Consider the following 20,433-nt stretch of genomic DNA (forward strand, 5'->3'; position numbering starts at 1 on the left):
GCGGTGCGTCACACGCTCTGGGCGAGCCGTTCCAGCAGCGGCGCGGCCGCGGCGAGCTGCTCCAGTTCGGCCTCGGTGAAGGCGCCGCTGGTCAGGGCGGCCGTGAGCCGCTCGCTGCGGGCGCTGCGCCGCCGCTTCAGGGCCGCCCGGCCGGCGTCGGTCACCGTGAGGACCACGCGGCGGCCGTCCCGTGGGTCCGCGCTGCGCGAGATGAGGTCCTGCCGCTGCAGCCTGCCGAGCGTTGCTCCCATGGCCTGCGCGGTGATCTGCTCCTGCCGGGCCAGCTCGGCCGAGGTGGCCGGACCGCCCCGGTCCAGCAGGGACAGGGCCCGCCGCTCGGGCATCGTCAGTTCCCCCTCGGCGGTGAGGAGGCGAATGCGGCGCACCAGCACGCTGATGCTGGAGAGCAGGGTGGTGGCGACGTGTTCGGCGTCCCGCGGTGTGCTCATACCGTCAAGCTACCTTATCAACCTGCCTGATGGTATGGCCGGGAAGCGGCCCTTTGCGGTCCGGCTCGCGGGAAGGCGGCCCCCGGCCCGGCGGTGTGGGTGCGGGGCGGAGGCGGTGAGCGTCAGAGGGCGGGATCCGGCCCGGGCCCGCTGCTCGCGGCGGCCGAGCGTGCCCCGGCCGTCGGGGCGGGGCCGAGGCGTGCGGCGAGGTGCCCGGCGGCGGGATCCGGCGTGTGCTCCCGGTGGACGGGCGGGCCGTCGTCCCGGACGTCACGCGGCGAGATCCCGCCGCCCGCGGTCACGAGGCGCACCCCACGTGGGCGAGTGCCTGCTTGAGCAGGAAGCCCTGGCCGCCGGGCATCTCCTGCTGCAGATGCGGCGAGGACGCCTCCTGCGGGGTGAACCACTCCAGGTCCAGGGCGTCCTGCCGCGGCATGCAGTCACCGGCCACGGGGACCACGTACGCGAGCGAGACCGCGTGCTGCCGCGGGTCGTGGTACGGAGTGATGCCCTGGGTCGGGAAGTACTCGGCGACGGTGAAGGGCTGCAGCGAGGCGGGGACGCGGGGCAGCGCCACCGGGCCGAGGTCCTTCTCCAGATGCCGGAGCAGGGCGTCGCGGACCCGCTCGTGGTGGAGCACCCGGCCCGAGACCAGGGCCCGGCTGACCGTCCCGTCCGGACCGATGCGCAACAGCAGTCCGACGTGGGTCACCTCGCCGCTGTCGTCGACGCGGACCGGCACGGCGTCGACGTACAGGATGGGCATGCGGGCCCGCGTCATCTCGAGTTCGTCGGGGGCGAGCCAGCCGGGGGTGGTTTCGGTCATGTCAGCCATTCGATGATCGTACGTGGGTGGGGTGGGGGGCGGGAGGTTCCCTGGCGTGGGGCGGTTTCCGGTGTGGCCCCCGGAAGAGGGGGACCCCCGTTCGGGGGTGGGGGGAGAAGAGCGGGCGGGGGCGAGAGGGGCGTTGTCGCAGGCTGTCGCGGCCGAATGGACGCCGCACCTCACCTCGGGTGGGTGATCCCAACACCATTCACTGCCGCCACCATTGACACACCCTCACCCCCCGCGTTGTACTCAACGCTCGTGCAGGTTGACACCGTTGTCAGCTCCCGCAGCACGACAGACAACGTTGTCGATCGGGGAGGCCATCCATCCCCTGGCACCGCCATGCGCGAGGCACAACTCTGTGCGGAGGCAATCTGTGGTCAGACAACGGCGTTCGGGTGCACCGGGTGCCGGCGGCAGGTTCCGCCGGCGCCTGGCCGTGGTGTCCGTCATGGGCATCATGGCCCTGCCGCTCTCATCCCTCGGCTCGCTCGGTTCCGCGTTCGCCGCGTCCGGGCCGGACTTCGTCAAGGACCCCGCGTCCCTGGTGAACCCGCTCATCGGCACCTCGGGCGCGGTCAACACCTTCCCCGGCCCGGACATGCCCTTCGGCATGCTCCAGTGGGGGCCGGACACCACGCCGCACCGCACGCAGGGCGGCGGCTACGAGTACAAGGACAGCAAGATCTCCGGCTTCAGCCTGGCCCACGTCTCGGGTCCGGGCTGCGACGTCGCCGGTGACGTGCCGATCCTGCCGGTGACCGGCGCGCTGTCGGGCAACCTCTCCGACACCTCCGCGGGCTTCAGCCACGCCAACGAGCAGACCGGCATCGGCTACTACGGCGTCACCGACGCGTCGGGTGTGAAGACCGAACTGACCGACACCACGCGGTCGGGCCTCGGCCGGTTCACCTTCCCGGCCGGCGCGCAGTCGAACCTGCTGCTGAAGCTGAGCAGCGGCGCCACCACGGTCGACGGCACCCGCGTCAAGACGGTCAGCGACCACGAGGTCAGCGGCGCGGTCGACAGCGGCCACTTCTGCGGCGCCGGCAACCGCTACACGCTGCACTTCGACATCAAGTTCAACCAGGCGTTCACCGGCAGCGGCACCTGGGTCGGCAGCACCATCAATCCCGACGCGACGTCGCTGAAGCTGGGCCGCGCACCGCAGACCACGGCCAAGCACACGCCGGGCCCGCTGCACGAGCAGCACTTCACCGTGCCGGACCACCCGGCTCCCTCCGTCCACGGCAGCCAGAGCTCCGCCTCACCGAGCGCGAGCGGAACCGCGACCCCGAGCGCGGCCGGCGGCTCGGCCACCGCGGCGGGGGCCCCGGTGACCGGCGCCAACGGGATGTACCTGACCTTCGACACGTCGAAGAACGCGACGGTGACGGCTGCCGTCGCCATCTCGTACACCAGTGACGACAACGCGGCGGCCAACCTGAACGCCGAGGTCAAGGGGTGGGACTTCGACGCGATGCGCCAGGCCAACCACGACGCCTGGAACGCACTGCTCGGCCGCGTCAGGATCGGTGGCGGCACCCACGACCAGCAGGTGCAGTTCTACACCGCGCTCTACCACACGCTGCTGCACCCCAACACCTTCTCGGACGTCAACGGCCAGTACATGGGCATGGACGACCAGGTGCACAAGCTCGCCAAGGGGCAGCTGGCGCAGTACGCCAACTACTCCGGCTGGGACACCTACCGGTCGCAGACCCAGGCCATCGCCATGGTCGCGCCCCGGCAGACCAGTGACATCGTCACCTCGATGGTCAACGGCTACGACCAGACCGGTCTGCTGCCCAAGTGGGCCTCGAACAACGGCGAGAGCTATGTGATGGTCGGCGACCCGGCCGACGGCATCATCGCCGACGCGTACGCCTTCGGCGCCCGGAACTTCGACACCGCCCACGCCCTGGAGGCGATGGAGCACGAGGCCACCGCGGTCAGCCAGAACCGGCCCGGCGAGGCCGTGCGCGACGCAGACGGCTACCTCCCGCTCGACCAGAGCTACCCCTGCTGCAACTTCTACGGTCCGGTCTCGACGCAGCTGGAGTACGACACGGCCGACTACGCCCTGGCGTCCTTCGCCAAGTCGCTCGGCAAGACCGCGGACTACCAGAAGTTCGCCACCCGTGCCCAGGACTGGATGAACGTCTTCAACCCGCAGACCGGCTACATGCAGGGCAAGAACAAGAACGGCCAGTTCGCGGGCGGCTTCACCCCGGGTACGTCCAACGGCTTCGTCGAGGGCACGTCGGCGCAGTACACGCCCATGGTGCCGTTCGACATTGCGCAGCTTGTCACGGCGCGCGGCGGCACGGCGGCGTACTCCTCGTACCTCGACAGCCTGCTCGGCGACATCACCGACCCGGGCGGCACCAACGCCGACCTGAGCAACGAGCCGAGTCTGGAGATCCCCTGGGAGTACGACTACGTCGGTCAGCCGTGGAAGACGCAGGCCGCCGTCCGGCAGGCGCAGCAGAAGCTCTACTTCAACGCCCCCGTCGGCTCGTTCGGCAACGACGACCTGGGGGCCATGAGCTCCTGGTACGTGTGGTCCTCGCTCGGCATGTACCCGGAGACCCCGGGCACCGACACCCTCGCGCTGGGCAGCCCGGTCTTCCCGGTCGCGCAGGTCACCCTCGGCAACGGCAAGCAGGTGCGGATCAACGCCCCGCAGGCCGCCGCCGGCGCCCCCTACGTGCAGTCGCTGAACGTCAACGGCAAGGCGTGGAACAACGCGTGGCTGAGCTTCGGCCAGTTCGAGAAGGCCGGCAGCATGGACTTCACGCTGGGCACCTCGCCGAACACCACGTGGGCGGCCTCGGCGGACTCCGTCCCGCCGTCGGACACCATCGGCGGCGGCCGGGTGCTCGCCGCGACCGGCCCGACCAGTGACGGGCTGATCGTGGCACCCGGCACCAGCAGCCAGGGCGTGCTCAAGCTCACCAACCTCGGTACCGCCCCCGTCACCGTGGACTGGGCCGCCAGCGCACCCGCCGGGGTGACCCTGGGAGCCGCCTCCGGCTCGGTGACCGTCCCCGCGGCGGGCAGCGCCGAGGCGCAGGTCCCCGTCACGGCGGGCGGCAGCGAGGGCTCGTACGCGGTGACGTTCTCGCTCACCAACCGTGCCGGCGGCACCAACCTGGGCGGGGCGAGCCTGCGCGTGGCCGTCGCCAAGCCCGGTGAGCTGTGGCCGTACGAGACCAACGAGGGCATCTACCCCGACGGGACGCACTTCTCCGGCGGGTTCGACGACGGTGGCTGGGCGTACTCGCAGGACGCGCTGACCGCGGCCGGCGCCACCGCCGGCAGCACGATCACCGCGGACGGCATTTCGTACACCTGGCCGACCCCGGCCGCCGGGCAGGCCGACAACCTGGAGGTGGCCGGCCAGACCCTCCAGCAGCCCGCGGGCAGCTCCGGCTCCTTCCTCGGCCTGCTGGGTTCGGCGACCAACGCCCCGACCGACGGCAGCGGCGTCCCCGGCGAGCTGACCGTCACCTACACCGACGGCAGCACCGCGAAGGCGACCGTCACCTTCTCGGACTGGACGCTCAACGGCGGCTCCAGCCAGCCGGTGGCCGGCAACACCGCGGCCGTCACGACCGGCTACCGCAACACCGGAAGCGGCGGCCGCGACACCGTGAAGGCCTACGTCTTCTCGGTGAAGGTGCCGCTGGACGCCTCGAAGCAGGTCGCCTCGGTCACGCTGCCGGTGACCGGTGCCAGCGGCACCGTGCACCTGTTCGCGCTGGGCTACGGCAAGTGATCCGCTGAACCGCGGCGGGAGGCCCCGCGGCCTCCCGCCGCCGTCCGGACCCCGGGCGGCGGCGGAGCCCCGCAGACCGGAGCCTGTTCCCCGCGCCCACACCCCGCGGGGAACAGGCTCCCCCCTTTCACCCCAGGGCGTCCGTGCTCAGAACTCGCCCGCGGCGGCCACGATGGCCTCGCGGATGCGGTGGTAGGTGCCGCAGCGGCAGATGTTGCGGATCTCGTCGAAGACCGCGTCGTCCAGGTCGGTGATCGCGTGCCCGGCGTCCCGGGCCTGCCGCACCTTGGCCACCGCCGCCATGATCTGGCCCGGCTGGCAGTAGCCGCACTGCGCCACGTCGTTGTCCAGCCACGCCTGCTGCATTGGGTGCAGGTCCTTGCCGACCGTGGCCGGCAGCCCCTCGATGGTGGTGACCTCGTCGGTCGGCTGGAGATCGCCCACCGGGACGCAGCAGGGGTTGAACGCACGGCCGTTGATGTGGCTGGTGCAGGCCTGGCAGACGCCCAGCCCGCAGCCGTACTTGGGCCCGGTGACGCCGAGGACGTCCCGCAGGACCCACAGCAGCCGGACGTCGCTCTCCACGTCGACGGTCACGGGCGCGCCGTTGAGGACGAAGGTGTGTCGGGGCACGGGCACTCCTAGTAGGCGCGGCTGAGGCCGTCGGTGGGGGAGGCGGGAACGGGCGGGACGGTGGGCAGCGGCTCGAAGCCCAGCGGCCCGCCGTGGTTGAGCGGGAACGTGGTCGGCACGGTGCCGGTCGCCCGGCCGTAGGCGCAGGCCACCGCCGCCATGGCGCCCGCGACGGCCAGCTCGCCCGCGCCGCCGGGCTCTCCTGTGGTCGGCGGCATGACGATGATCCGCAGCTCCGGTGGGGTGTTCCACTGCCGGGTGTAGAAGTAGTCGTCCCAACTGCCCTCCAAGAAGTGACCGTCCTCCAGGTGCAGGCCGGAACTGAGGGCGACCGCGATGCCGTCCATGATCCCGCCCATCATCTGGGCCTCCAGGCCACGGGGGTTGACGGCGAGCCCGACGTCCACGGCGCACACCACCTTGGTCACCCGCGGTCCGGTGTAGGCGTCGGGGATCTGCCGGCCGGTGGTCTGCGGCCGGCAGTCGATCTCCGCGAGGACGGCCACGAAGCCGTGGTACTCGGGGTGCAGGGCGATGCCCTGCGCGGTGCCGGCCGGCATGGACCGGCCCCAGGACCCGGTCGTGGCCGCCTCGTCCAGCACCGCGCGGGCGCGGTCGTCCTTCAGGAAGCGGCGCCGGAACCGGTACGGGTCCTCGCCCATGCCCTCGGCGAGCGCGTCGACCACCAGCTCCTGCGCACAACGGACGTTGGGCGAGTAGATGTTGCGCATGCTGCCGGTGTTGAAGCCCCGGTCGACCTCGGCGAGCAGCTGGGTCGTGACCCCGAAGGCGTAGGGCGTCTGCTGGGTGAGCTCGAAGATGGTCTCGGAGAACCCGAGGTTCCCGACGGGCAGTTTCGCCGCCAGCGCGGTGATGACCTCGCCCACGCCGTGGCTGAAGTCGGTGCCGACCGAGGTGTGCCGCTGTTCGCAGCTGAGGACCTGCCCCAGGGAGTAGGTCGCGCGCACCCGCGAGATGGACATGGGGTGGGTCCGGCCCTGCCGGAAGTCGTCGGTGCGGTGCCACATCAGGCGTACGGGCCTGCCCATGGCCCGGGAGACCTCCGCCGCCTCCCGGGCGGCGTCGAAGAACAGCTTCCGGCCGAACGAGCCTCCGCCCTGGGTCACGTGCACGGTCACCGCGGACGCCGGCAGACCGAGATCCGCGGCGATCGTCTCCTGTGCGACGATCGGCGACTTCAGGGCCGCCCAGATCTCGGCCCGGTCCGCGCGCACGTCGGCGACCGCGCAGTTGGGCTCCAGCGCGCTGTTGCTCGCGAAGTGGAAGGTGAACCGCAGGTCGACGGCCTTGGTGAGCAGCGGCAACGGCGGTACCACCAGCGGGAGTTCGGCGCGGTGGAGCTCGGCGAGCACATCCGCCTCGGACGCGCCCTCCTCGGTGCCGGGCCCCCAGGCCACCTCCAGTGCCCGCACGGCGTCGATGCACTGGCCGAACGTCCGCCCGCGCACGGCCACTCCGCTCGAAACGGTCACCACATCGGTGATGCCGGGCATCGCCCGCACCGCCGCCAGGTTTGCCACCGACCGCACGGTGCCGTTGACGGTGGGCGGCCGGCAGACCATCGCCGGCAGCGCGTCCGGCACCGTCACATCCATCGCGAACTGCTTGCGGCCCGTCACGGCCTCCAGTGCGTCGATGCGGCCGCGCGGCGTGCCGATCACGGTGAACCGGGACGGCGCCTTGAGGGTGACCGGTACGCCGACCGTGGTCAGGCTCGCGGCCTTCTCGGCCAGCTCCCCGTAGCCGACGGTGGCGCCGCCGGGGCCGTGCACGACCCCGGCCTCGGTCGTCAACTGCGCCACAGGTGCGTTCAGTTGGTCTGCCGCGGCCTCCAGCAGCCGTCCACGGGCGACCGCCGCGGCCACCCGGATCGGGGTGTAGGTGGAGATCGTCGTGTTGGAGCCGCCGGTGAGCTGGTTGAAGAGCAGCTCCGGTCGGGCGTCGGCGAGCGAGACGCGGATCCGGTCCAGCGGCAGGTCCAGCTCCTCGGCGATCAGCATGGCGCTGGAGGTGGTCACCCCCTGGCCGACCTCGGCCCGGGGCAGGGCGAACGACGCGGTGCCGTCGCTGTGCACCTGGATGCTGATGAGGTTCGCGGTGGGCAGGGTCGCGTCGGTCAACAGGTCGTTGAGGTCATACAGTTCGGCCGGCTCGGGGGGCGAGGGGACGGCGGCCGAGGCCCGCGACGGCGCGCCGGCGGCCTCGCCGAGCTGGGCCGCCACCGTGAGCGTGGAGGCGGCGAGCACATAGCCGAGGAAGGTCCGCCGCCCCAGGCCGTGTTCCTGGTCTCCGGTTGCTGCCATGACAGGCCTCTCCTCGCGCCGTCCGACGATGATCGCGCCCGTGGAGCGTGTCATGTTCATACCGGGCAGGGACATCACCCGTAGGAGTGACGGTGGCCGGCCCCTGTACCGTGCCCTCATGCACGACCTGACCTACCCGTCGCCCGGACTCACCGCCGGGGAGGGGGAGCCCTCCCTGCCCGGGTTCCACACCCTGCGGCTCGACACCGACCTGCCCCCCGGGCTGTTCGACGCGGCCGCCGACGCCCTCTTCGGCTGGCGCATGCACCGGGCCGTGCCGCTGCTGCGGGTCGACGCCGAACAGCCGCAGGCCGCCACCGGCGTCCGCGTGGTCCTGCGGTTCGGCCCGGTCGCCGCGCCCTGCCGCGTGGTGTGGGCGGTGCGCGACGAGAACCAGGCGGCCTTCGCCTACGGCACGCTGCCCGGCCATCCCGAGTCCGGCGAGGAGGCGTTCGTCCTGCGTCGCGACCCCGACGGCGGGGCCGTCACCTTCACCGTCCTCGCCGTCAGCCGCCCGGCCGCCTGGTACGCCCGCGCCGCCGGCCCGCTCGGACGCCTCCTCCAGCGGACCATCGCCGTGCGGTACGCCGCGGCGCTGCGGACCGCCGCGACCCGTCCTTCCTGAGCCGGCCGGAGACCGGCGTCCGGTACTGACCGGAATGGCCGCCTCCGCCCCGGGATCCGGTCGTCCGGCTCCTCGCGGACGCCTGCCGTTCCTCTGTTCCACGAGCGGATCAAGGGGGTAGCCTTCCCCGGTCGTGCCACGTCAGCGGCCACCCGCCGTGCCGGCCACGGGCGAGGCGACCGTTCGACCGGAGGTCCACGCATGCTCAGGTTCACCCGCGCGAAGCTGCTCACGATGCTGTCCGGGGGCCTGGCGGTGCTCGGGGTCATGGCCGCCGCCCCCGCCCTGGCCGATCCGCCCCCGCCGCCCGGCGCCCCCACCGCGACACCGTTCGACGGCATATCCACCGTCGGCCCGCTCTTCCGCAACGGACTGGACCACAACCACGGGTGCACCGCGAGCGTGGTGGCCAGCCCGGGCCACGACCTGCTGCTGGCCGCCGCGCACTGCGTCTCGGGCACTGCCGCCGGCTGGCAGTTCGCCCCCGGGTACCGCAACGGCCAGACCCCGTACGGTGTGTGGACGGTCACCCGCGCCTACGTCGACCCCCACTGGCTCCGCGACCAGGACCCGCAGTACGACTACGCGGTCCTCGAGGTCGCCGACCAGTCCATCGGCGGGCGGCGGACCGGCGTCGAGGACGTCACCGGGGCGAACATCCTCGGCCGCGCGCCCCGCGCCGGGCAGACCATCACCGACGTCGCCTACAACGCCGGCATCGGCGACCGGCCCGTGAAATGCACCACGACCGTGTACGACACCAACGGCTTCCCGAGCTTCAACTGCCACGGCTACGTGGGCGGAAGCAGCGGCAGCCCGTGGCTGTCCGAGGTGCCCGCCACCGGCCTCACCGAGGTGGACGGCGTGATCGGCGGCCTGCACCAGGGCGGCTGCTACGAGTACACCTCCTACTCCTCGGCGTTCACCTGGCAGGCCTGGAAGCTGCTCCTCCGGGCGTCGCTGGGCCTGCGTCCCGACGTCGTACCGGCCGCCGGCAGCGACGGCTGCTGAGCGCGGGCTGCTGAACGCCGTCGGTTGAGCGGCATCGGCTGAGCGGCGCCCGGCGGCCGGGCGGACGCCTATGGTGCCGGCTCACCGCGCCCGCCGATCACCCCCAACTGCGCCCGCAGAAAGCGCAGTTGCACCCGCAGTACCTGCTCGGAGGCCGCCGAGCCGACGACCTGGTGGCCCACGCCCGGCAGCAGCAGCACCCGGTGGGGACGGCCGGCGGCCAGCAACGCCTCCGACAGGCGCAGGGTGTGGGCCGGGTGCACGTTGCCGTCGTCCAGTCCGTGGATCAGCAGCAGCGGACGGGTCAGCCGCGCGGCCGCGCCGAGCGCCGAGCCCGCGTCGTACCGGCCGGGGAACTGCTCGGGGTGGCCGAGGAATCGCTCCCGGGACCGGGCGTCGTAGAGCAGGTTGTCGCTGACCGCCGAGGCGGCGACGGCGGCGTGGAAGACGTCGGGGCGGCGCAGGACCGCCTGCAGGGCGAGCGTGCCGCCGTACGAGGAACCGCGGACGGCGACCCGGCCGAGATCCAGGTCGGGATGCCGCGCGGCCGCCTCGTGGAGTGCGCACACCTGGTCCTCGACCGCGGGGCCCGACAGGTCGCCGTGGCCGGCCCGTTCCCACGCCGGACCGCGGCCGGGCGTGCCGCGGCCGTCGGTCACCAGCACCGCGAAGCCCTGCTCGGCGAACCACTGGGAGAGCGCGGAGCGCCAGTCGGGCGCCGAGACGACGCGCTGCCGGCTCGCCCCGCCGTAGGGATCGACCAGCACAGGCAGCCGGGCGGTCCCGGGGCGGTGCCACGAGGGCAGGTACAGGTCGCTGCGCAGTTCCCGTGAGCCCAGCACCAGCCGCGCCGGACGGCCTTCCACGGCGGGCCGTTCGGCCAGGGACGCCAGCGGCACCGGTGCCGCCCCCCGGCGCGTCACGGTGACCCGGCCGTGCGGTGCGACGCCCTCGGCGACCACCAGCAGGGTGCCGCCGCGCTGGGCGCCCGTGTGCACACCGGGTCCGCCGGTCAGCCTCCGGAGCGCGCCGGTGGCCGCGTTCCGGCTCCACATGTGCGTCCGCGTCGGGTCGTCCGCGTCCGAGGCGGTGAACAGCACCTCGTCGTCCTCCGTCCCCAGTACGGCCCGCAGGTGGAGGCCGGGCGGCGTGACGGGGACGCCGTCCACCGTCAGCCGCCGTGTGCCGTCGGCGTCCGCGTGGGCTAGCAGAGTTCCGGCGGCGGTGCGGGCGGGCGACCCGGGGACGATCTGCACCCAGTGGGCGTCGCGCTGCTCGGCGAGGACCGTCGTCCCGCCGCGGGCGGCGTCGACGGCCAGCATCCGGACCGTGCGCTGGTCGCGCGTCTGCACGACGGCGTACGGGCCGTGCCGGTCCCAGCCCGCGTTCACGAGGTAGGTGAACGTGCCCTCGTCGCAGCGGACGTCGGTCGCCGTGCCGTCGAGCCCCACGATCCGCAGCGTGACCGCCGCGACCGGTTCGCCCGCCGCCGTGTAGCGCACGGCCCGGGGCCGCGCCGCCGGATCCGCGGTGCCGCCGAGGTGCCACAGCGGGACGGCCGCGGAGTCCACCCGGGCCACGAGCAGCCGGCGGCCGTCCGGCGCCCACCAGAAGCCGCGCTCCTCGCCGGACGCCATCGCGGCGGTGTGGTCGCCGATGCCGAACTCCACGTGCGGGCCGTCCGGTACGGCCACCGCACGGTCGTCGGTCCCGTCGACCGCGACCACCCGCAGCGCGCCGCCGGTCAGGTACGCGATCCTGCGTCCGGCGGGATCCGGGCGCGGCTCCGCCGCCGGCTCCACCACGTCGAGCCGCCTCGGCGGTTTTCCCCCGGCGGTGTCCACCACCCACAGCGCGCCGCCGAGCGTGAACGCCGCGCACCGGGCGCCCTCGTCGGTCGCGTAGGAGCGGATCCCGCCGCCGGGAGCGCCGAGGGACAGCACCGACGGGTCGGCCAGCAGCAGTTCGGCCCCGGAACCGGAGTCCAGCGCCCAGAGGCACCGCGCCGGATCGTCCCCGGCCCGGCTGCGCAGGAAGAGCAGGGTCGTCCCGTCCGGGGTGAGGGTGAAGCGTCCCGGCGCCCCGAGGGTGAAGCGCCGCGTGCGGTGAAGCTGCCCGGGCAGCGCGTCCGTCTCCATGCAGCCGACCCTGTCACGGGAGCCGGAGGGGGAGAAGGGAGCGCCTCGGACAGGGGAAAGGTGCGCCTCGGACGGGAGGTGGACGCGCCTCAGGAGTGGGCGGCCGCCGCGGTGCCGAGCGTGCCCGGGGTGTGGACGGGCGGCGGGGGCCGCCTGAACAGGGCGTTGACCGGGGACCGCGGGTCCAGGTCGCGGTGCACGACACGGGCGACGGCCTCGATGGTCGCGACGCCGTAGGCCATCGTGCTGTCGTCCTGCGTGAGCACCACGATCGCGTAGTCCCGGCCGCCACCGGTGAACGCGCCCACGCTGTGTACCCGCCAGCCGTGGGTGGCCCGGGACAGCCAGCCGTTCTTCACATGGACGGTCACTCCGGACGGTGTTCCGGCCGGGACACCCCAGCGCTGTGCGGGGACCACCTTGCTCATCAGGCCCAGCGCGTACGCCCGTGCGGCCGGTCCCAGAACGGTGTTGCCGGATGTCATCAGTGCCATCAGCTTGAGTTCGTCGCCCGCGGTGATCCGGGTCAGGCCCCAGTAGCCGTCCGTGCCGGGCGTGGTCTGCGTCATGCCCGCGAGGGACAGGAAGTGCCGGACGCGTCCCACGCCCAGCTGGTTCCACAGCGCGGTCGTCGCGGCGTTGTCCGACTTCGTGATCATCGCGGTGGTCAGCCCGACCTCGCGCGAGGTCAGGGACCGGCCCGCCTCCTGCGCCTGCCGCAGCAGCGCCGCGAGCACCGTCACCTTGACGGTGCTCGCGGAGTCGAAGCGGCGGCTCGCGTCGAGCGTGCACCGCGTGCCGGTGGTCCGGTCGTAGAGGGCCACGGCGGCCGTGCCGCGGCGGCTCCCGAGGGCCGCGGTGATGTCCCGGGCGAGACCGGGCGCGATCCTCGCCCGGGCGGAGGAGCAGACCACCTGCGGTGCCCCGGCGGCGGCCGGCGCGGCACCGGCGATCACGGGGACGAGGGTGCCGGCGGCCACGACGACGGGCAGCACGGCTCTTCGGACGAGGTGTGCGGTCGGGCGTGCGGACATGAGCCGCCTCCGTCCTGTCTCGGGATTCCGGGCACCGCGGGCACGGCCCCGGGCGTGTCGCCACGCACCCGGGCCCCGCCCCCGTGCCCCCGCGGGCGGGCCGGCGTCGGCCACCAGCCCGCTCGCCCGGGACGACGCACCGGGCCCGTCACCCGGTTGCACCCGTCCGGCACCGCAACAGGACCCGCTACGGGGTGAGTTCGGCGACCCGCGTGAAGGCGCCGTTCTGGGCCTGCGAGCCGGTGACGACGATCCGGGTGCCGGTGGTCGTCACGGGGGAGCCGAACGGGATCCACCGGTCAAGCGCGGTGCTGCCGGTCACCTGCGCCCGGGTCACCCACGAACTGCCGTCCCACGTCTGCACGGTGAAGTCGGTGGGGACGCCGTCGACGACGGACGAGAACCCGACGCCGTGCAGCGTGACCGGTGCCGGCGCGGTCACGGTGAGGGTGTCCGGGTACTGGCCGGAGGTGTCGTCGTTCCAGAACGTCGCCGGATCCCCGTCGATCGCGTTCGCCGGGTCGTAGGTCCGCTGCTGCCCCTCGTACACGTTCGGGGCGTGGAAGCTGGACGCCGAAGCCGCGGTGTCCTGGGGCCAGTTGCCGAAGACCAGCACCTGGGCCCCGGTGCGCGCGCTCGTGCCGTCCGCGGCGGCGGTGAGGGTGATCGTGCGCGGCCCGCCCGCGGCGTCCGCAGGGGCGTGGACCGTCACCGGGACGACCGTGTCCGTCGGGCCGTCACGCGTGTCGAGCGTGAAGTCCGCCGGGTCCGCGGTCCAGCCGGCCGGCACGGACGCCGTCACCGTCCCGTGCAGCAGCGTGTCGCCGGTCGCGCTGACCGTGACCGGAACGCTCATCGTCCCGCCCGCGCGCAGCGGGGTGCCGGACGCGGTGGTCAGCGACGCCCCGAGCGCGGTGGCCACCCGGCCGAGTGCCCGGCTGCCGATGTCCGCCCGGGAGGGAACGCCGCGCAGGACGACGTAGTCGCCGTCGGTGTGGGCGCCGTACGCGAGTCCCGCGCGGCCGTTCCACACCACGCGCCCGTCGACCGTCACCGTGGTCCTGGCGCCGAAGGTGGGCACGTCGATCTCGGCCACGGCGGCGGTGGGTGCGTCGACCTGCTCGGTGAACGTCCGGTCGTGGGTGTCGTGGTGCCAGGCCAGCCGGATGTCACCGAGCGGGGTCTTCAGCGAGCCCTGGGCGGAGGCCAGGTCGCCGGGCTCCGGACGCAGTGCGTAGCCGCCGCTGACGGACTGCGGACGGATGCCCAGCACGTAGAAGGTCAGCGCCGAGGTGGGGCCGGTGGCCCAACCGTGGGCGGCGCTCATGTAGGCGCCGCCGTAGCCGAACCGCCCGTCGGCGAGGTAGCCCTCCCAGAACGTACTGCCCGTGCCCAGGGGTGAGTCGAGCATGTACCCCCATTCGCGGCGCATCAGGTCCAGGGCGCGGGTCGCGTCGCCGGCCTGCAGGTGTGCCTGCAGCTCCATCGACCCGGGGAAGGTGGCGATCTCGGAGTTCTTCTCCGGCGTCGTGGCGCCGTAGGCGTTCCAGCTACGGGTGAGGGCCGCGCTGACCCGCAGGGCGCGGTCCGGCGGTGCCACCTGGAACCAGACGGCCGCGGAGTTGCCGTCCTGCGGGTGCAGACCGCTGGACGGGTTGTCCCGGTACTGGCCCGCCGCGTCGTCCCACAGACGGGAGTTGACGGCGTCCTTGAGGGTGGCGGCCGTCGCGGTCCAGGCCGCCGCCGACGCGTCGTCGCCCTCGACCCGCGCGAGGGCCGAGCCGGTCACCAGGGCCTGGTAGAGCAGCGCGTTGGCCTCGATGTTCTCGCCGCCCTGACCGCCGCGGGCCCAGTCCGCCGTGCCGGTCACCGACATCAGCCCGTCCGGCTGGACCTTGGCCAGCGAGAAGCCCAGGGCCCGCTTGTACGCGGCCCATTCGCCGTCCAGCCAGGCCCGGTCGTGGGCGTACTGGTAGTAGTTCGCGGTGCCGATCAGGGTCCACAGGTGGTAGGTGTCCGAGCCGTAGAAGTTCACCTGCGGCCCCGCGAAGGGGAGTTCACCGGACGCCGCCTGATGCTGGTACAGCGTGGTCAGTGCGTTGCGGGTGGGGGTCAGGTCGCCGAGGGACGCGTACTCGGTGGGCACCGACACGCCGAGATCCCCGGGCCACACGGTGCGGTCGCGCTTGGCACCGTCCACCAGCACGGTGTCCCCGGTGCCGACGGTGGCCGAGTTGTCCCAGCCGCTCGCCGGCGGCCCCCAGACCCGGCCGGTGGACGGGGCGATGGTGTTGGTCTGCACGGTGTACGCGCCCGCGTACCAGATGCGGTTGAGCAGCGGGTCGCTGGAGGAGAAGGAGTTGGCGTACGCGCGCAGGTCCTTCATGGTCGGCGCGAAGCTGATGGCGAGGGAGACCCCGTCGAGGGAGACCGGCGTGTCCGAGGTGCCGAAGAGCGTGAGGTAGCGGAAGCCGCCGCGCAGCGAGGCCGCGGGCATCGTCCAGGTCGAACCGGCGGTGACGTCGGCGAAGATCGCGCCGTCGCTGCCGCCGCCTCCGTTGCTGGCGTCGCTGGTGGTCCCGATGTACTGCGACGACTCGGTGAAGGCCAGGCCCAGCCGGGCGCCCGTGGCGGTGCCGCCGGCGAAGCGGAGGGTCACCAGGCCGCCGACCTCCTCGCCGAAGTCCAGCGTGAGCGAGGAGCCGGCGCCCGTGAGCGTCGTCGGATGCCCGTCAAGGACGGCGGCGGGCGCGTCGACCGAGCCGGTCGTCCGCGTCACCCGGACCGGAGCGACGGTCCGGGTGGCGGGAGCGAAGTTGGCGGTGCCGCCGTCGTCGCCGGGGCGGGCCGCCGACGCGGCGGAGGCGGTGGCCCCTGCCGCGGGCAGGCCCGCGAGGGTCAGGCCGGCGAGCGCCAGGCAGATGCCGAGACGTCTGCGGCCGCGGGGGCGGACTGCACGGGGTGGCGTGGCCATGGGGGCTCCCGATGAGGTTCGGACAGGACAGAAGGGGACCGGAAGAGCAGCGGAAGAGCAGCGCAAGAGGAGCGGAGAGCAGCGGAAGTACGGCGGAAGTGCACAGGAAATGGGACATTGAGCCGTGTGTGAAACGATTCATCTCCTGGAATACGCGGCGGAATATACGGAGGTGGTTCCCGGGCGTCAAGAGGCCGGACGTCGACGACCGGAGAGGCCACGGGAACACTTCGCCGCACCTCCCGGGTGACGTCGCCCGGGAACACTGTCAATTGAAGACGTTTCAATTGCACCGTTCCGATTCTCGTGACGAGCCGATGACGCACGCCTCTTGACCCATGGTCAGCCGCGCCCTAAGTTCTCGGTCGCTTGCTTGAATCGTTCTATGGCTCTGGGTGGATGTGGGCAGTCGCCACCAGTCCGCACGAAGGTGTCGACGGCTCCGCCTCCGAGCGGGCCCGCCGGAACGCCCGCGGCGCGTCACCGCAGGGAAGCCGCCGAGAACCGCCGAGAACCGCTGAGATCCGCTGAATCGTTTGCATCTCCCGAGGAAGGTGTGTGCCCATGCCATGGCCTGGGGTTCGGCGAGGCCGGCGGCCTCGCACGACAGGAAACCCGGTGGCGGCGGTGGTCGCCGGTGTCGCGGCGGGAGCCGCACTCGCCGCGATGGCACCGGCGGTGCCCGCCGCCGCGTCGGCCGCGGCACCGCGCCTCGACGCGGCCTCCGCCGGCCCGCTGGCGCCGGCCGGTCTGCGGGTCGACGGCCACGGCGCCGGTCTGCCCGCCGGCGAGAGCCGCCCGCTGCTCTCCTGGACCGCGCGCGACACCGGCCGCGCCGAGGCGCAGACCGCCTACGAGATCCGGCTCGGTCCCGCCCCCGGCCCGGCGCGGGCCCGCGACCAGGCGGCGACGTGGGACTCGGGGCGCACCAGCTCGGCCCAGTCCACCGGAGTCCCCTACGGCGGGCCGCGGTTGAGCAGCGACCACAGCTACACCTGGTCGGTGCGGACCTGGAACAGCCAGGGCCGGCCGTCCCGCTGGTCGGCCCCCGCCACCTTCGACACCGGGCTGCTGGACCCCGCGGACTGGTCGGCCTGGTGGATCCAGGCCGACGACGGCGCCCTGGCCAGAGGCGACGTCGACATCACCAAACCCGTCGCCCGGGCGCGCCTGTACTTCGCCGCGCAGGGCCTCGCCGAGCCGCACCTGAACGGCGCCGTCGTCGACCCCACCGAGGTGCTCGACTCGTCGGTCACCGACTACGCCGCCCGCGCCCTGTACCGCGACATGGACGTCACCACCCTGCTCCGCCACGGCCGCAACGCCCTCGGCTTCATGATCGGCAAGGGCCAGGCGAGCGGCCGCCCGGCGTTCGTCGCCCAGCTCGACGTGACCTACACCGACGGCACGCACGACGCGTTCGGCACCGGCCCGGACTGGAGGACCACACCGGGCCCGGTGACCGGCGACGACTTCTACTACGGCGAGACCTACGACGCCCGCCGGGCGGTGCCCGGCTGGGACACCGCGGACGCCGAGGTCACCGACGACAGCGCGTGGACGGACGCCCGCGCGATCGCTCCCGCGTCCCACCCGCTGAGCCTCGCCCAGGGCAGACCGGTCACCGCGCACGACACCACGTCCTGCTGCGGATGGTCGCCGGCCGCGCTCACCGACGGTGTCGACGGCTCCTCCGACGCCTCCGAGGGCTACCACTCGGCCATCGAGAGCAGCGCCGACAGCACCAAGTGGGTGCAGACGGACCTCGGCGCGGACCGTGCCGTCCGGCAGATCGCCCTGTTCCCCGCACGGCCGACGAACGACCCGGCCGGTGACTTCAAGGGCGCCGGATTCCCGGTCCGCTACAAGGTCGAGGTCAGCGACGACCCCTCGTTCGCGACCGCGACCACCGTCGCCGACCGCACGGACAGCGACCAGCCGCAGCCGGGCACCGATCCGGTACGGCTCCCGGCCGACGCCACCGGCCGGTACGTCCGGGTCACCGCCACCGAACTGCGCTGCATCGGGGCCAGTTGCACGTTCCGCCTGGCCGAACTGGGTGTCTACGGCGCACAGCCGGTCACCGGCTACTCGGCGATCACCCGGCTGGAGGCCGACACCGCACCTCCCACCCGCGTCGTGCGGACCCTCACCCCGGTCCGGCAGACCCGGCCGGGGAACGGGTCCCGTGTGTACGACTTCGGCCAGGACGTCACCGGCTGGGTGACCGTCAGCGCCACCCAGCCGGCCGGTACCACGGTCGACATCAAGAAGGGCGAGATCCTCGACGCGGCCGGTCACGTCACCACGGCCAACATCAGCTTCTCCGCGGCCGATCCACCCCGCCAGACCGACCACTACACCTTCGCCGGCACCGGCACCGAAAGCTACGCCCCGCACTTCAACTACTCCGGCTTCCGCTACGCCGAGCTGACCGGCCTGCCCGACGACGCGGACGTCACCGTCACCGCGCAGGTCGTGCACACCGACGTCGCGACCACCGGAACGTTCAGCACCTCGAACCCGCTGCTGGACTCGATCCAGGACGCGGTCGCCCGGACGCAGCTCAACGACCTGCAGTCCATCCCGCTGGACTGCCCGACCCGGGAGAAGCACGGCTGGCTCGGTGACGCGGGGGACTCCGACGTGGAGGCCATGGCCAACTACGACATGCAGTCCTTCTACACCAAGTGGCTCGGCGACGTGGTGACCAGCCTCAACCCCGACGGCAGCATCCCCTCCGTCGCCCCGGCCAACGGCGGCCAGAACTCCTGGCGCACCGACCCCGCCTGGGGTTCGGCCTACCCGCAGATCGTCTGGGACGCCTACCAGGCCTACGGCAGCACCAGCCCCATCACCGCCAACTACGCCCAGGTGAAAGCCTGGGTGGACTACCTCGGCACGATCAGCGACGCCGACCACATCGTCGTCGACGCCCCGACCTCCTGGGGCGACGACTGGGTCGCCTCCGTCAGCACCCCGCACGACTACTTCCAGACCGGCTTCTTCTATCTGGACGCGCAACTGCTGTCCAAGATGGCGCGCGTGGTGGGCGACACCGCCGACGCCACGCACTACAGCGCCCTCGCCGACCAGATCGCCGCGGGTCTCACCAAGCGCTACTTCGACGCCGGCACCGGGGTCTACGCCAACGGGACCCAACTCGCCTACGCGATGCCGCTGATGCTCGGCATCGTGCCCGCCGGGCACGAACAGGCCACCGTGGACCGGCTGGTGCAGGACATCGCCGCGCACGACGACCACCTCACCACCGGCTTCGTCGGCTCCACCATGGTCTTCCAGGCCCTCGGCGCCCACGGCCGCAACGACGTCGCCCTTGCCGTCGCCGAACGTACCGACTTCCCCAGCCTCGGATACATGGTCCGGCAGGGACCCGGAACCATCTGGGAGAAGTGGCCCGACTCCGCCGCCCCCGACGGCACGTCGTCGAAGGACCACATCGGTCTGGGCGGCTCGATCGGCCAGTGGTTCTACCAGCAACTCGCCGGCATCCAGCCCGGATCGGGGACGGGGAACACCGCCCTCACCCTCGCCCCGAGCGTCGTCGGGGACCTGACCAGCGCGTCCGGACAGCAGGAGACCGCGCACGGCACGGTCGTCAGCGCCTGGCAGCGGGACGGCAGCACGCTCACCTACCACGCCGTCGTCCCGGTCGGCGCCACCGCCACCGTCCGCCTGCCGCTGCTCGGCGGCGCCGGGTCGGTCGTGCGCGAGAGCGGTCGCACCGTCTACGCCGCCGGCGGAACGGCCCAGCAGGACCCGGGGCTCACCGTGGGCGCCGCGACCTCCGACACGGTCACGCTGACCGCGGGCTCCGGCGACTACACCTTCACCGTGCTGCCGCCCGCCCAGCCGTTCACCCGCCTGTCGGTCACCGCCGCCCAGGCCGCCGCCGCACCGATCATCCCGGGCGGCAGCGGCGACCTGACCGCCGTGGTCGAAGGGCGCTCCACCGGCACCGGCACGGCCACCGTCGGCGCGAACGTGCCCGCCGGCTGGACCGCCACGGCCGAACCCGCCGGCATCCCGCTGACGCCCGCCACCACCGAGACGCGCGCGACCGTCCACCTCACCGTGCCGGACGGCACTCCCAGCGGCGTCTACCCGGTGACGCTGACGGTCCGGGCGCCGGACGGCACCCACGCCGCCACCACCGTCGACGTGCCGGTCTTCGGACGCTGGGCCGCGGGGACCACCGCGACGGCGTCCAGCGCCCACGCACCCAATGTCGTCGACGGCGCCACCCGCACCTACGACGCGGCCAACGCCATCGACGGGAACCTCGGCACCTTCTGGAACGACGACACCCAGGGCCGGTACCCGGACACGCTGACCGTGACCGCGCCGGACGCGGTGCCGCTCCACGGCGTCGGATTCGCCTCCTTCAGCGACGGCGTACCGGTCGACTTCACCGTGCAGACCTGGGACGGCACCGGCTGGGTCACCCAGGCGACGGTCACCGGCAACTCCGCGGTCCACCGCTGGATCCCGTTCTCCTCCCCGGTCACCACCACCCAGGTACGGCTCACCGTCACCGCGACGCAGGACGGCTTCACCCGGGTCGCCGAACTCACGCCCTGACCCGGCCCGCCCTACCCGTCACAGAAAGGCAGG

At 73.1% G+C, this 20,433-nt stretch carries 11 protein-coding genes; 4 read left to right on the top strand and 7 right to left on the bottom strand.

Annotated elements, in window-relative coordinates; translation table 11 throughout:
- Positions 1–8: 8 nt before the first annotated feature.
- Together K7862_RS30835 and K7862_RS30840 are read right to left on the bottom strand one after the other, a co-directional pair.
- On the bottom strand, positions 9–449 hold the full coding sequence (locus K7862_RS30835; protein ID WP_222968126.1) for a MarR family winged helix-turn-helix transcriptional regulator: 441 nt from the start codon (positions 447–449) through the stop codon (positions 9–11).
- A 298-nt stretch (positions 450–747) separates the two neighbouring features.
- Positions 748–1,284, bottom strand: a complete 537-nt coding sequence (locus tag K7862_RS30840) for an NUDIX hydrolase family protein (RefSeq protein ID WP_222968127.1) — start codon at positions 1,282–1,284, stop codon at positions 748–750.
- 445 nt (positions 1,285–1,729) lie between these two features.
- On the opposite strand from K7862_RS30840, the gene K7862_RS30845 reads away from it, so the two are divergent.
- Positions 1,730–5,059 carry a GH92 family glycosyl hydrolase gene (locus K7862_RS30845; protein ID WP_222968129.1) on the top strand — a complete coding sequence of 1,110 codons (3,330 nt, stop codon included), beginning with the start codon at positions 1,730–1,732 and terminating at the stop codon, positions 5,057–5,059.
- Between the two features lie 147 nt (positions 5,060–5,206).
- Here K7862_RS30845 and K7862_RS30850 read toward each other — a convergent pair whose 3' ends face one another.
- Positions 5,207–5,692, bottom strand: coding sequence for a (2Fe-2S)-binding protein (locus K7862_RS30850; protein ID WP_222968130.1), 486 nt, complete (start codon positions 5,690–5,692; stop codon positions 5,207–5,209).
- An 8-nt stretch (positions 5,693–5,700) separates the two neighbouring features.
- Positions 5,701–8,016, bottom strand: a complete 2,316-nt coding sequence (locus K7862_RS30855) for a molybdopterin cofactor-binding domain-containing protein (protein WP_222968131.1) — start codon at positions 8,014–8,016, stop codon at positions 5,701–5,703.
- 118 nt (positions 8,017–8,134) lie between these two features.
- On the opposite strand from K7862_RS30855, the gene K7862_RS30860 reads away from it, so the two are divergent.
- Both K7862_RS30860 and K7862_RS30865 read left to right on the top strand, forming a co-directional pair.
- Positions 8,135–8,641 (top strand): DUF1990 domain-containing protein, encoded by a 507-nt coding sequence (locus K7862_RS30860; protein WP_222968132.1) that lies wholly within the window; start codon positions 8,135–8,137, stop codon positions 8,639–8,641.
- A 201-nt stretch (positions 8,642–8,842) separates the two neighbouring features.
- A complete protein-coding gene (locus K7862_RS30865) occupies positions 8,843–9,652 on the top strand; it encodes a trypsin-like serine peptidase (protein WP_222968133.1) in 810 nt (269 codons plus the stop codon).
- A gap of 68 nt (positions 9,653–9,720) precedes the next feature.
- On the opposite strand, the gene K7862_RS30870 is transcribed toward K7862_RS30865, so the two are convergent.
- The 3 genes from K7862_RS30870 to K7862_RS30880 all read right to left on the bottom strand — a co-directional run bounded on the left by K7862_RS30870 (position 9,721) and on the right by K7862_RS30880 (position 15,798).
- Entirely contained in the window at positions 9,721–11,790 is a 2,070-nt protein-coding gene (locus K7862_RS30870) for a S9 family peptidase (RefSeq protein ID WP_222968134.1), read from the bottom strand.
- 89 nt (positions 11,791–11,879) lie between these two features.
- The gene (locus K7862_RS30875; protein WP_222968135.1) at positions 11,880–12,824 is read right to left on the bottom strand and encodes a serine hydrolase; all 945 of its coding nucleotides are present in this window, start codon (positions 12,822–12,824) and stop codon (positions 11,880–11,882) included.
- A gap of 187 nt (positions 12,825–13,011) precedes the next feature.
- On the bottom strand, positions 13,012–15,798 hold the full coding sequence (locus tag K7862_RS30880) for an alpha-L-rhamnosidase-related protein (protein ID WP_222968136.1): 2,787 nt from the start codon (positions 15,796–15,798) through the stop codon (positions 13,012–13,014).
- A gap of 618 nt (positions 15,799–16,416) precedes the next feature.
- Between K7862_RS30880 and K7862_RS30885 the strand changes: the two genes are divergently transcribed.
- Positions 16,417–20,400, top strand: coding sequence for a family 78 glycoside hydrolase catalytic domain (locus tag K7862_RS30885; RefSeq protein WP_222968137.1), 3,984 nt, complete (start codon positions 16,417–16,419; stop codon positions 20,398–20,400).
- Positions 20,401–20,433 lie beyond the last annotated feature (33 nt).

Origin of the sequence: Actinacidiphila acidipaludis (genome assembly GCF_019890725.1) — a bacterium.
GTDB lineage: Bacteria > Actinomycetota > Actinomycetes > Streptomycetales > Streptomycetaceae > Actinacidiphila > Actinacidiphila acidipaludis.